Annotated in this window: 9 protein-coding genes, 1 tRNA gene and 1 other RNA gene; 7 read left to right on the top strand and 4 right to left on the bottom strand. The window is 67.9% G+C overall.

Annotated elements, in window-relative coordinates; genetic code table 11:
* Positions 1 to 24: 24 nt before the first annotated feature.
* Positions 25 to 2,577 carry a cell wall-binding repeat-containing protein gene (locus tag N1027_RS01585; protein ID WP_259504390.1) on the bottom strand — a complete coding sequence of 851 codons (2,553 nt, stop codon included), beginning with the start codon at positions 2,575 to 2,577 and terminating at the stop codon, positions 25 to 27.
* Positions 2,578 to 2,831: 254 nt separating this feature from the next.
* Between N1027_RS01585 and N1027_RS01580 the strand changes: the two genes are divergently transcribed.
* From N1027_RS01580 to N1027_RS01570, 3 genes are all read left to right on the top strand, one after another.
* Positions 2,832 to 5,261, top strand: a complete 2,430-nt coding sequence (locus tag N1027_RS01580) for a phosphoketolase family protein (protein ID WP_259504388.1) — start codon at positions 2,832 to 2,834, stop codon at positions 5,259 to 5,261.
* 76 nt (positions 5,262 to 5,337) lie between these two features.
* Positions 5,338 to 5,460 carry a ribosomal protein bL36 gene (locus N1027_RS01575; protein WP_259504386.1) on the top strand — a complete coding sequence of 41 codons (123 nt, stop codon included), beginning with the start codon at positions 5,338 to 5,340 and terminating at the stop codon, positions 5,458 to 5,460.
* A gap of 117 nt (positions 5,461 to 5,577) precedes the next feature.
* Complete coding sequence (locus N1027_RS01570) at positions 5,578 to 6,012, top strand: DUF3151 domain-containing protein (protein ID WP_259504384.1); 435 nt, start codon at positions 5,578 to 5,580, stop codon at positions 6,010 to 6,012.
* 1 nt (position 6,013) lies between these two features.
* On the opposite strand, the gene N1027_RS01565 is transcribed toward N1027_RS01570, so the two are convergent.
* The 3 genes from N1027_RS01565 to N1027_RS01555 form a co-directional block, all read right to left on the bottom strand.
* The gene (locus tag N1027_RS01565) at positions 6,014 to 7,102 is read right to left on the bottom strand and encodes an ice-binding family protein (RefSeq protein WP_259504383.1); all 1,089 of its coding nucleotides are present in this window, start codon (positions 7,100 to 7,102) and stop codon (positions 6,014 to 6,016) included.
* A 245-nt stretch (positions 7,103 to 7,347) separates the two neighbouring features.
* Positions 7,348 to 7,435 (bottom strand) — tRNA-Ser (locus tag N1027_RS01560).
* Positions 7,436 to 7,513: 78 nt separating this feature from the next.
* Positions 7,514 to 8,167, bottom strand: a complete 654-nt coding sequence (locus N1027_RS01555) for an SDR family oxidoreductase (protein ID WP_259504381.1) — start codon at positions 8,165 to 8,167, stop codon at positions 7,514 to 7,516.
* Between the two features lie 59 nt (positions 8,168 to 8,226).
* Here N1027_RS01555 and ffs point away from each other — a divergent pair.
* The 4 genes from ffs to N1027_RS01535 all read left to right on the top strand — a co-directional run bounded on the left by ffs (position 8,227) and on the right by N1027_RS01535 (position 12,570).
* An RNA gene (gene ffs, locus N1027_RS01550) (signal recognition particle sRNA small type) lies at positions 8,227 to 8,323 on the top strand.
* Positions 8,324 to 8,353: 30 nt separating this feature from the next.
* Entirely contained in the window at positions 8,354 to 9,016 is a 663-nt protein-coding gene (locus N1027_RS01545; RefSeq protein ID WP_259504380.1) for a hypothetical protein, read from the top strand.
* 93 nt (positions 9,017 to 9,109) lie between these two features.
* Positions 9,110 to 11,383 (top strand): phosphate acetyltransferase, encoded by a 2,274-nt coding sequence (gene pta / locus N1027_RS01540; protein WP_259504378.1) that lies wholly within the window; start codon positions 9,110 to 9,112, stop codon positions 11,381 to 11,383.
* Complete coding sequence (locus N1027_RS01535; protein ID WP_259504376.1) at positions 11,380 to 12,570, top strand: acetate/propionate family kinase; 1,191 nt, start codon at positions 11,380 to 11,382, stop codon at positions 12,568 to 12,570. The genes pta and N1027_RS01535 overlap by 4 nt, the downstream gene beginning before the upstream one ends.
* Positions 12,571 to 12,589 lie beyond the last annotated feature (19 nt).

Here is a 12,589-nt window from a genome sequence, read left to right as displayed (position 1 = left end):
GGCCGTCGCCGCTGTGATGGTGCGTCAGCCGATGTAGGCCTTCAGCGAGTTGAAGACGGCATCCGACACGGTGTTCGAACCTCCCAGCACGACGATCTTCGCCGGGTTCAGTCGGCTCAGCTCCGTCTTGACCGAGGCCGGGATCGTGGTGGAGGTCACCAGGAGCACCGGTCCGCCCTTGACGATCGCGGCAGCCGATCCGGAGAGCGCGTCGGGGAAGACGGCTCCGGATGCGACGTACACGACCGGCACGCCGGGCGTGAAGGTCGAGGCCGAGACGGCGGCGGAGACCGCGAACCGGTCGGCGCCGGCGACGCGGGTGGTGGGAGCGATTCCGTTCAGCGTGTTCTTCACGCTCTCGGCGATCGTCGCCGTGCCTCCCAGAACCACGATCTTCGCCGGCTTCAGCCGGTTCAGCTCGGTGGTGACGACCGACGGGATGCTGTCCTTCGAGACCAGCAGCACCGGGCCTCCGAGCTTGCCGGCGGCAGCCGATCCGGAGAGCGCGTCGGGGAAGACGGCTCCGGATGCGACGTACACGACCGGCACGTTCGGTGCGAACACGGCCTTCGAGACGCCCGCGGAGACCGCGAACCGGTCAGCGCCACCGATTCTCGTGGTGGGTGCTGTGCCGTTCAGCGAGTTGAGCACCGCATCCGACACCGTGTTCACGCCGCCGAGAACCACGATCTTGGCCGGGTTGAGTCGAGCGAGCTCGGCTCCGATCGAGCCGGGGATCGTGGTCTTCGACACGAGCAGCACCGGGCCTCCGAGCTTGCCGGCGGCGGCCGATCCGGACAGGGCGTCCGGGAAGACCTCGCCGGAGGCGACGTAGGCGACGGGCACGTTCGGTGCGAAGGTGCTGGCCGAGACCGCTGCCGAGACCGCGTAGCGGTCGGCACCACCGAGCCGCACGGTCGTGGCGTCAGCCGCGATCACTGCCCCGGTGGGGGCGGAGGTCGCCGTCAGGGTGTCGTAATCGGCCTTGGTGCCGGTGACGGTGATCGTGATCGCCTTGCCCACCTGGGCGGCTGTCGGCGTGAAGGTCAGGCCGGTGGCTCCGGCGATCGCGACACCATCAGCGTTCCACTGGTAGGCGAGTGCCACCGGGTTGGGAGCCCACGGGGCGACCGTCGCGGTGAGCACCTTGCCGACCTGGGCGGTGCCGGCCACGGTGGGCGGAACCGGGCTGAGTGCGTACTTCGGGGCGCCGTTCGAGTCGTACATCGCGTAGTCGTCGGTGATGAGCTCGCCGTTGGCGGTGAGGTTCAGCCCGAAACTGATGCCCGTGATGTCGGCCGGAATGGGCGGTGTGGTGAAGTTCGCCTGCGTGTAGATGGTCGCCGGGGCGAACATCGGGCTCGAGGTCCAGTAGGTCCAGGCGCCCAGCGTGTTGCGGGTGTAGACCGCGAACTGGGTGTTCGCCGTCGACATGTAGAACGCTCTCAGCGAGTACGTGGCTCCGGGTGTCACCGTCGGTGCGCATCCGGATTCATCGAACAGGGCGAGGATCTTCGCGTCACCGTTGACGTAGTTGGACACGGTGACCTTCGATGCCGTTGCGCCGGTGCGACCGGGGGTGACGGTGGTGAACGCCGGAGTGTTGCTGCCGAAGCTCGAGCCCCACCAGCAGGCGGGCATGTTGACCGCGGTGCCGGGAGTCTCCAGGCTCGGGTTCTGTGTGCCGTTCTCTCCCGGGCCGGGCGCCGGTGCGAGCGGCGGGCCGTCGACCAGGGGCTTGACTGCTCCGCCGACGACCTGGTTCACGTTCTTGACGGACTTGGTGGTGCCGTCCTGCCACCCGGCGAGCCAGGTGGTGAACTGGTCGAAGAGGGCGGGCGAGATCGTCGGGTTGTTCGGGTCAGGTGCGCCCGTGGTGTCGGCGATGTGATGGAAGGTGAGCTGCACCCAGCCGCCCGCGGGCTCCGCGTCGGTGACCCGCTTCTGCAGCTGCTCGAGCGTCCAGGTGGCGTCGACCTGATCCGCGGCCCGCGTGTAGAACGCGTCGGTCGGGGGAATGGTCTCGGCGTTGTCGCAGTCCTGGCAGTCGGTGCCGGGGGCGGTCTTCAGATCGCCGAGGCCACGAGCGCTGTTGTAGCCGCACTCGGCCACGATCGACTCGGCCTGCGCGTTCACCGAGGCGAACGGATAGGCGAAGCTCGTCACCGGGTAGCCCCAGCCGGTGAGGTTCACCCGGTCGTTGCAGACCTGGCGCTTCACGGCATCGGCGCCGAGGGCGGCGAGATCCTGGTGGTTGACGGTGTGTCCGCCGATCTCGTTGCCCGCGGCGAACAGCGTCGCGAGGTTCGACTGGGTGAGGTAGTTGGGCTGACCGACCGAGCCCGAGATGATGTAGAAGGTGCCGGTGAGGCCCTTCGCGTTCATCGCCTGAGCGGCTGCCAGCTGGTCGGCGTCACCGTCGTCGAAGGTCAGCGAGACGACGACGTTGCCGGCTGCTTGGGCGGGTGCGGCGACACCGACGACGGCGCCTGCCGATCCGATCACGACGGCGAGAGCCGCAATCAATATGCGCTGCCATTTGGAGCGTTTGGACGTTGGTACGGCATTCTCGTGCATGAGGAACCCCCTAGATAAGAGCTGCCGGCCCCCGATCCGGGTCATCGGGGAAGCGGCAGAACAGGAAGTCGAGTCACTTCCTTGTTGGGGAAGCTAACAGCGCCGCGGGAGCCGTGCCCAGGACGTTTCCCGCACGATTTCGGTGCGGGAAACCACGCGGTTTACCGCATGGCCAATGGGCTCGAACCCCCGTATCGTGCTTGTTCATGGTGGGGGTCTGTGCACGGCGGCGGTCTGTTTCCTAGGCTGAGCCCATGACCACTCACGGTTCGGTTCCCTTACCCGTCGTCGACGCCTGGTGGCGCGCGGCCAACTACCTCTCGGTCGGGCAGATCTATCTGCTCGACAACGCGCTCCTCCGCGAGCCACTCACGGCATCCGACATCAAACCCCGACTGCTCGGTCACTGGGGCACCACCCCGGCGCTCAATCTCGTCTGGGCGCACCTGAACAAGCTGATCGTCGAGCGCTCCTCGAACGTCGTCTACATCGCCGGGCCCGGCCACGGCGGCCCGGGCGTCGTGGCCAACACCTGGCTCGACGGCACCTACTCCGAGCTGTTCCACCACGTGTCGCGCGATGGGGCGGGTATGGAGAAGCTGTTCCGGCAGTTCTCCTTCCCGGGCGGCATCCCGTCGCACGCGGCACCGGAGACGCCGGGGTCGATCAACGAGGGCGGCGAGCTCGGCTACTCGCTGGTGCACGCCTACGGAGCCGTGCTCGACAACCCGTCGCTCATCACCGCCTGCGTCGTGGGAGACGGCGAGGCCGAGACCGCGACGCTCGCGACCAGCTGGCACCTCAACAAGTTCCTCAACCCGGTGAGCGACGGCGCGGTGCTGCCGATCCTGAACCTCAACGGTTACAAGATCGCGAACCCCACCATCCTCGCCCGCATCCCGGAATCGGAGTTGACGGCCCTGTTCACGGGCTACGGCTACTCGCCGCGGATCGTCAGCGGCGGCTTCGACGGTGAAGACCCGATGCTGGTGCACGAGCGGTTCGCGGCCGCGCTCGCCGAGGCCTTCGACGACATCGAGGCCATCCAGAAGGCGGCGCGGATCGACGGAGTCACGGATCGGCCGGCCTGGCCGATGCTCGTGCTGCGCACACCGAAGGGCTGGACCGGACCCAAGGTCGTCGACGGACTCCCGGTCGAGAACACCTGGCGTGCCCACCAGGTGCCGCTGTCGACCGTGCGCAACAACCCCGAGCACCTGGCGCAGCTCGAAGAGTGGCTTCGGGGCTATCGGCCCGAGGAGCTCTTCGACGAAGACGGGCGCCCGGTCGCGTTCCTCGACGCCGATCAACCGGTCGGCGATCTGCGGATGAGCGCGAATCCGAACGCCAACGGCGGACTTCTGCTGCGCTCACTCTCGCTTCCACCGCTCGCACCGCACGCCGTCGACGTCTCGGGCGGGCGCGGCGCGGTGGTCGAACCGACCCGCGTGCTCGGGCGCTGGCTCCGCGACCTGATCTCCGCCAACCCCGACAACTTCCGCATCTTCGGGCCCGACGAGGTCGCATCCAATCGTCTCGACGACGTCTACGACGTCACGAACAAGGCGTGGCAGGGCTCCGTGCTGCCGACCGATGAGCACCTCGCGCACGAGGGGCGGGTGATCGAGATGCTGAGCGAGAACCTCGCGCAGGGGCTGCTCGAGGGCTACCTGCTCACGGGGAGGCACGGGCTCTTCACCTCCTACGAGGCGTTCATCCACATCATCGACTCGATGTTCAACCAATACGCCAAATGGCTCGAGTCGAGCGCGCATGTGGAGTGGCGGCGCCCGGTCTCGTCGTTCACCTACCTGCTGTCCTCGCACGTCTGGCGGCAGGACCACAACGGCTTCTCCCATCAGGACCCCGGATTTCTCGACCACGTCGTGAACAAGAAGGCGAGCGTGGTGCGGGTCTACCTGCCGCCGGACGCGAACACCTTGCTGGTGACGGCCGATCACTGCCTCGCCTCCCGCGACTACGTCAACGTGATCGTGGCCGGCAAGCAGCCGACGGCGACGCTGCTCTCCCTCGACGAGGCGCGGGCGCACGGCGCTCGGGGTCTGAGCGTCTGGGACTGGGCCGGAACCGAGGCGCCAGGGCAGGAGCCGGATGTCGTGGTGGCCTGCGCCGGCGACATCCCGACGGTCGAGGCGATGGCGGCGGTGCAGATCGTGAAGCGGGAGATCCCCGATCTCGCGGTGCGGTTCATCAACGTCGTCGACCTGATGCGCCTGCAAGACTCCACCGAGCATCCGCACGGTCTCTCGAGCGACGACTTCGACGCGCTGTTCACCCGCGACAAGCCGGTGATCTTCGCGTTCCACGGGTATCCGTCGCTCATCCACCGGCTCACCTATCGGCGCACGAACCACTCGAACATCCACGTGCGCGGCTTCAAGGAGATGGGCACCACCACGACGCCGTTCGACATGCTGATGTTGAACGACCTCGACCGGTTCCGGATCGTGATGGACATCGTGAACCGCGTGCCGCGGCTGCGGGTCTCCTATGCCGGGCTGTCCCAGCGCATGGACGACGAGCGTTACGCCCACCGGGCCTACACGCGGGAGCACGGCGAGGATGCGCCCGATGTGATCGGCAGCGCCGGGCTGCCGTTCGCCGACGAGCGTGACGCTCACGGCGAAGCGGACGACACGGGAGACGACAACGCGTCCCGGTGACCTCACAGCATCCGCGCCTTCCGCGGGAAGGATTTCGGGTGTCTACTGGTTCTACTGAACGACGAAGGGAGTCAATATGAAGGTACGGAATTCATTGGGCTCGATGAAGAAGATGCAGGGTTCGCAGATCGTCCGCCGCCGGGGCCGGACGTTCGTGATCAATCACTTGAACCCCCGTTTCAAGGCCCGTCAGGGCTGATCGGACTACCCGGATAGCGTCCTGCGGGGCGCTGCATTTCCAGTTCAATCTCTTAGAACCGCCTCCGTCCTAGCGACGGGGGCGGTTCTTGTTTTCTGCCGCGGCTACGATCAGAGCATGAGCAACAATCTCCTGGGCGTGCCCGAAACCCTCCTCCCCGACGAGCCGGGGGTTCGGGAGTCGCTGGCGCGTGCCAACGGCTACGAGGTCGACGGCGTTCTGGAGGCGACCGTCACCGACTACCCGACCTCCTCGCTCGCCTGGGCCACGCTGGCCGACCGCACCTGGCGTAAGGGTGAAGTCGTCGCCTCCTACGCCTACGCGCGCGTCGGCTACCACCGCGGGTTGGATGCGCTCCGCAAGGCGGGCTGGCGCGGACAGGGTCCGGTGCCGTGGGCCCACGAGCCCAACCGCGGCGTTCTGCTCTCGCTCTACATGCTGCGGCGCGCCGCCGAGGGTATCGGGGAGAGCGCCGAAGTCGTGCGGCTCACCGAGTTCCTCGACGGAGCCGACCCCGTCGCGGTGACCGCGATCGAGGCCGGCGAGCGCTAGGTCACACCTGGCGCTTCGGGCGACGGATGACGGCACTCCCGAGGAGGGCCAATCCGACGAGCGCGGTGAGACCGGCTGCCATCGCGAGGGGCGTGATGTCGAGGCCGGTTTCAGCGAGCGAGTCGGTGCCGGTGCCGGTGCCGCTGCCGTAGAAGTCGACCCCACTGCCGTAGGTGCCTGAACCGGAGCCGCCCCCGCCCGTGCCGGGACCGCCGGGGCCGCCGTTCGTGCCGGGGCCGCCGGGGCCGCCTGGGCCTTCTATTCCGGGTCCGCCGGGGCCTTCCGTGCCCGGTCCTCCGGGGCCTTCAGTGCCCGGTCCGCCGGGGCCACCCGTTGTGGGTGGTGTCGTCGTGGGCGGCGTGGTGGTCGGTGGTGTGGTCGTCGGCGGTGTCGTGGTCGGCGGAGTCGTCGTCGGCGGCGGACTGGTCGGCGTGCTCGCGTCGCATAAGCCGTCGGTGAAGACGTTGTTGTTCAGGGTGACCGACCCGTTGCGGGCGAGCGCCCGGCCGTCGACGGTCGCGCCGGAACCGAGGGTGATGGTGGTGAGCGCCATGATCGTGCCCACGAAGGAGGTGCTCGATCCGATCACGGCCGATTCGCCGATCTGCCAGAACACGTTGCACGCGCGGGCGCCGTTGATCGGCACCACACTGCTCGAGGTGGCCGTGGTCAGGCCCGAACCGATCTGGAAGATGAAGACCGCATCCGGGTCGCCCTGCCCGTTGAGCGTCACCGCACCGGTGAGTCCGATCGAACTGGCGGCGTTGTAGACCCCGGGAAGGAGGGTACGGTTGCCGAGGTCGCCCTCCACGCTGACATCAACCGCCTGGGCCGCAGCCGCGTCGTATGCGGTACCGAGGTCGCTCTGCGCCTGCAGGGCTTCGGCGTCGGCTGCATGGCGCGCGCCGAGTGTGATCCCGGGCGGGAACCCGGTGATCGCCGAGCCGGGGCTGACACCGACTCCGGCGCCGAGGATGCTGGGACCGGTATTGGTGACCGACTGCCCGCCGAGCACCGAATACGTCGCGGCGGTGCCGAGATTCACGGTGGTGCCGATAGCGCTCGCCGACTGAGCTGAGGCGAGAAGCACAACCGCCCCCAAGACGATCGCACCACCTCCCGCGATTGCACGTGAATGCCGTCGCTTCTGGTCGTTTTTTTGCAGACTCGTAGTACCCAATTTGCTTCGCATGAAGCGCCCCAAAATCCCTCGCCATCGAGGGCCCCTGATCACGGAAGTGTGACTGACGAGCAACCGTACGCCACGGGTCGACGATCACCTAACGATTCGCAACTATTGCCAGGTTCGGCTGCGGAGGTGTTTCAGGTCGGAAGTGGCGGAGAATGGGGGATTCGAACCCCCGAGGGCTTGCACCCAACACGCTTTCCAAGCGTGCGCCATAGGCCACTAGGCGAATTCTCCTGGAGCATTCTCCCCGTCCGGGAAGATGACCATGAAGCATCCTACCCGCACCGCAGGCCGAATCGCGATTCGGCGGGGTCAGAGCGCGCGCAGGGCTTCTGCGATCGGTGTCGAGCCCGAGATCGCCTCGAACTGGCGGTGCACGGCATCGCCCGAGACGAGCAACTGGGTCACGATCCAGGCCACGTCGGCCCGCGGGATCGTGCCGCGCCCCGTCGACTCGGCGAGCGTCACCGTGCCGGTGGCCGGGTCGTCGGTGAGCCCGCCGGGGCGCACGATCGTCCAGTCGAGCTCGCTCGCGCGCACCGCAGCATCCGCTTCGCTCTTCGCACGCAGGTACACCTGGAAGACGTCGTCGCTCTTCGGGTCGAAGGAGTCCGCGCCCATTGCCGATACGAGCACATAGCGGCGCACTCCCGCCCGCCAGGCGGCATCGGCGAGCAGCACGGCGCCGTCGCGGTCGACGGTGAACTTGCGTTCGGCACTGGAACCTGGCCCGGCGCCGGCGGCGAACACGACGCTGTCGATCGACTTCGATGCCAGTTCGCCGGCGAGACGCTCGGAGTCCGACTGCTCGAGGTCGAGCACGAGCGCGTGCCCTCCCGCGGCCTCGATGTCGGCCGCGTGCGCCGGGTTGCGCACGATCCCCCAGACCTCATGTCCGGAGGCGGTCAGGAGTTTCGTGGTGAGCAGGGCGATCTGCCCGTGTCCGCCTGCGATCGCGATCTTCATGTCACCAGCTAACGCCGGTCGGGGTGCGGACTCAACCCCCGCGGCTTGCTACACTGGTTTCCGGCTCCCCGTGTGGCGCCATCCAGGCCAATTCCCCCAGGACGGAAACGTAGCAAGGGTAACCGGGCTCTGGCGGGTGCGCGGGGGGTCCTTTTTCGTTAAGGTGTGCGTTCAGGCGGGGATTCGATGAGGGTTCGGAGTGCTGCGGCTGCCCTGTTCGGGTCGGCACTGGTCGCGTTGCTGGTGACCGGATGCGTCGCCCCGGCCCCGGCCCCGACGCCGAGCCCCGCTCCCACGACAGCGACGCCCTCGCCGAGCAGCGCGAGCCCCACGTCCCCTCCGACGCCTACCCCCAGTGCGACGCCGGGCATCCAGCCGTCCCCTGCCTTCTCGGCCGACGACCCGGGCACCTGGCTCATCGACTTCGACGGCATCGGCCCGCTGCAACTCGGTACGTCTCTCACCGACATCGAGACCGCCCTCCCCGGTGCGCCCGACGTCTGCCGACCCGGTGTCGACGGCTTCTTCGGCGGCACTGTCGTCGCGGTGGCGAACGACGCGACCGCGCCGCTCCAGTTGGCGATCTCTCAGAGCATCGGCCCCTCGGCCGACCCGGCGGGCGCCTACCCTGCGACCAGCGAGGGAATCGCGGTCGGCTCCACGGTCGACGACCTATTGGCGACGTATCCCGACATCGAGTCATATCCGGGTTGGGGTGCAGACGCCCAGCCGGTCTACCGAATCGCCGGCGGTTCGTCCTGGATTCATTTCGAGCCGTACGGCGGAGACGTCATCCGGGAGATCCTCGTCTCGACTTCCGACCGGGTGCCGAAAGAGTACTGCGGCTGATTCGCCACGGCGGCGTCTGCGCGGCCCGAGCGCATCCGGGCGGTCGACGAGGCCTCGTCATAGGATTGAACACGGACGACCGAAGAGGATTCCGTGCCGACATTCGAACAGACCCCCATTCAGCCCGACGGCGTGACGAGCATCTACATCACCTCCGCCGAGGGACACTCCGGTAAATCCACGATCGCGCTCGGCGTGCTCGAGATCCTGCGCCGCTCGATCCGGCGCGTGGGTGTGTTCCGGCCGGTGGCCCGCTCGGTGAGCGAACGCGACTACGTGCTCGAGATGCTGTTGGCGCACGACAGCGGCCAGCTCGACTATGAACAGGCCATCGGTGTCACCTACGACGACGTGCACGCCGATCCGGATGCCGCCCTCTCGCGCATCGTCGAACGCTACAAGGCGGTCGAACGCGAGTGCGACGCGGTCGTGATCCTGGGTTCGGACTACACCGACGTCGGCAGCCCCACCGAGCTCTCGTTCAACGCCCGCATCGCCGCGAACCTCGGCGCCCCCGTGCTGCTCGTGCTCGGCGGCCGCAAGGGGCAGGGAACGGATGAGTTGCTCGGCAACTCCGACCCGCGCTCGGCCGACGAGATGCGCCAGATCGCCGAGATCGCCCTGCTGGAGCTGCGCACTGCGCACGCCACGCTCGTCGGCATCGTCTCGAATCGCTCCGATCCTGCACACCTCGAGAAGATCCGCGACGCGATCGGCAGGGCCGCGCGCGAAGCCGTCGACGAGCTCGTCTCGTCGGCACAGTCGGCGCCGCCGCCGAGCGACGCCGCCGTCCCGACGCAGCCACGCCGCGTTCCGGTCTGGGCCATCCCGGAAGACCGGCTGCTTGTGGCCCCGAGCATGGCCGGCATCCTGGAGTCCATCGACGGCACCATGATCATGGGCGACCGACGCCTGCTCGCCCGCGAGGCGCTCGGCGTGGTGGTGGCCGCGATGTCGATGCGCAACGTGCTGCCCCGGCTCACCGAAGGGGCCGTGGTCGTGATCCCGGCCGACCGGGCGGAAGTGCTGCTCGCGGTGCTGATGGCCAACGCCTCGGGAACCTTCCCCTCGCTCGCCGGAATCGTGTTGAACGGTGGCTTCGAGCTGCCCGAGCCGGTGGAGCGGCTCGTGTCGGGGCTCGATCCCACCATCCCGATCATCACCACCGAGCTGGGCACCTACGAGACGGCTGTGCGCATCACCTCGACCCGGGGGCGCCTCGCCGCCGACTCGCAGGTGAAGTACGACAACGCGCTCGGCCTGTTCGAGCAGTACGTCGACGGCAAACAGCTGCTGGAGCTGCTCGACGTGAGCAAATCCGACGTCGTGACCCCGTTGATGTTCGAGTACGGTCTGCTCGATCGCGCCCGCCGCGCCGACCGCCACATCGTGCTGCCCGAGGGAGGCGACGACCGCATCCTGCGCGCCGCGAGCACGGTTCTGAAGCGCGGAGTGGCGCGGCTCACGATCCTCGGCGAGGAAGCGGAGGTGCGGGGGCGGGCCACCGAACTCGGCCTCGACCTCGACGCCGCAGCCGTCGTCAGCCCCTTCGACGAGAAGCTGCGACAGCGCTTCGCCGAGGAGTACCAGCGGCTCCGCTCGCACAAGGGCATCACCTACGACATGGCGTTCGACACCGTGACCGACGTCTCCTATTTCGGCACCATGATGGTGCAGCTGGGCCTGGCCGATGGCATGGTCTCGGGAGCGGCGCACACGACGGCGCACACCATCCGGCCGGCGTTCGAGATCATCAAGACCCGACCCGGCGTATCCGTCGTCTCCAGCGTGTTCCTGATGGCGCTCGCCGACCGCGTGCTCGTGTACGGCGACTGCGCGGTGGTGCCCGATCCGACGAGCGAGCAGTTGGCCGACATCGCGGTGTCGTCGTCGGAGACCGCGATGCAGTTCGGCATCGAGCCGCGCGTGGCGATGCTGTCGTACTCCACCGGGTCGTCGGGAACGGGTGCCGACGTCGAGAAGGTGCGGACGGCCACGGCGCTGGTGCACGAGCACCGGCCCGACCTGCTGGTGGAGGGGCCGATCCAATACGACGCGGCGGCCGATGTCGTGGTGGCCGCCGCGAAGATGCCGGGCTCCCAGGTGGCGGGCCGAGCGACAGTGTTCATCTTCCCGGACTTGAACACCGGCAACAACACCTACAAGGCTGTTCAGCGGAGCGCCGGAGCTGTGGCCATCGGGCCTGTGCTGCAGGGGCTCAACAAGCCGATCAACGACCTTTCCCGGGGGGCTCTCGTGCAAGACATCGTGAACACCATCGCCATCACGGCGATCCAGGCGGCGACACCGTCTCCGTCTCCGTCTCCATCTCCATCTCCGTCTCCGTCGGAGGAGGTGGCCTCGTGAGCACGATCCTCGTCGTCAACAGCGGCTCTTCCTCGTTCAAGTACCAGCTGATCGAGGTGGAGTCGGAGAAGGTGCTGGCCTCGGGGCTGGTCGAACGGATCGGCGAAGAGTCGGGCCACAGCCGCCACACGACCCAGGTGGGGCTGTGGGAGCGCGAGGTGCCGATCCCCGACCACACGGCTGGATTCGAGGTGATGCTCTCGGCGTTCGAGGAGCACGGACCGAACCTCGACTCGCATCCGCTCGCCGCCGTCGGGCACCGCGTGGTGCACGGCGGGAAGCGGTTCCACGAGGCCACGGTCATCACCGACCTGGTGAAGATCAACATCGAAGACCTCGTGGAGCTGGCCCCCCTGCACAACCCCGCGAACCTGCAAGGAATCGAGGCGGCGCAGAAGGCATTCCCCTCGGTTCCGCAGGTGGCCGTGTTCGACACCGCCTTCCACCAGACGCTGCCGCCGGCCGCCTACACCTATGCGATCGACGCGTCGCTGGCGGACAAGCAGCGCATCCGTCGCTATGGCTTCCACGGCACCTCGCACAAGTTCGTGTCGGAGGCCACCGCAGCGTTCCTGGGGCGGCCGCTGGAATCGCTGAAGATGATCGTGCTGCACCTCGGCAACGGCGCATCCGTGGCGGCCATCGACGGCGGGCGTTCGATCGAGACCTCGATGGGTATGACGCCGCTCGAAGGCCTCGTGATGGGCACGCGCTCGGGCGACATCGACCCTGCGGTGCTGTTCCATCTCAACCGCAAGACGGGCATGGGGTTCGCGGAGCTCGACGAGCTGCTGAACCGCAAGAGCGGGCTGCTCGGGCTCTCCGGTCACGGCGACATGCGCGACGTGCAGAAGGCCGCAGCCGCGGGCGACGCGTCGTCGGCGCTGGCGCTCGAGGTGTATCTGCACCGCATCAGGGGCTACATCGGCTCGTACTACGCGCAGTTGGGCCATCTCGACGCCGTCGTGTTCACAGCCGGAGTGGGCGAGAACGTGCCGCTCGTTCGGGCGGGGGCGCTCGCGGGGCTCTCCGAGATGGGGATCTCGGTCGATCCGGCGCTCAACGAGATCGAGTCGCGCTCGCCGCGCTTCATCTCGCCCGCTTCATCGCCCGTCGCCGTGCTCGTGGTGCCCACGAACGAGGAGCTGGAGATCGCGCGGCAGTCGTTCGCGGCAGTGTCTCGATAGTTTTTATGCAAATGAGTGA

It is taken from the genome of Herbiconiux aconitum (assembly GCF_024979235.1).
In the GTDB taxonomy this organism is placed as follows: domain Bacteria; phylum Actinomycetota; class Actinomycetes; order Actinomycetales; family Microbacteriaceae; genus Herbiconiux; species Herbiconiux aconitum.
This window is presented reverse-complemented; position numbering and strand designations above follow the sequence as displayed.

Coding starts and splice junctions, on each gene's coding strand:
- N1027_RS01545 (WP_259504380.1), top strand. CDS start 8,354: ATGAGGGTTCGGAGTGCTGCGGCTGCCCTGTTCGGGTCGGCACTGGTC.
- N1027_RS01580 (WP_259504388.1), top strand. CDS start 2,832: ATGACCACTCACGGTTCGGTTCCCTTACCCGTCGTCGACGCCTGGTGG.
- N1027_RS01585 (WP_259504390.1), bottom strand. CDS start 2,577: ATGCACGAGAATGCCGTACCAACGTCCAAACGCTCCAAATGGCAGCGC.
- N1027_RS01575 (WP_259504386.1), top strand. CDS start 5,338: ATGAAGGTACGGAATTCATTGGGCTCGATGAAGAAGATGCAGGGTTCG.
- N1027_RS01555 (WP_259504381.1), bottom strand. CDS start 8,167: ATGAAGATCGCGATCGCAGGCGGACACGGGCAGATCGCCCTGCTCACC.
- N1027_RS01570 (WP_259504384.1), top strand. CDS start 5,578: ATGAGCAACAATCTCCTGGGCGTGCCCGAAACCCTCCTCCCCGACGAG.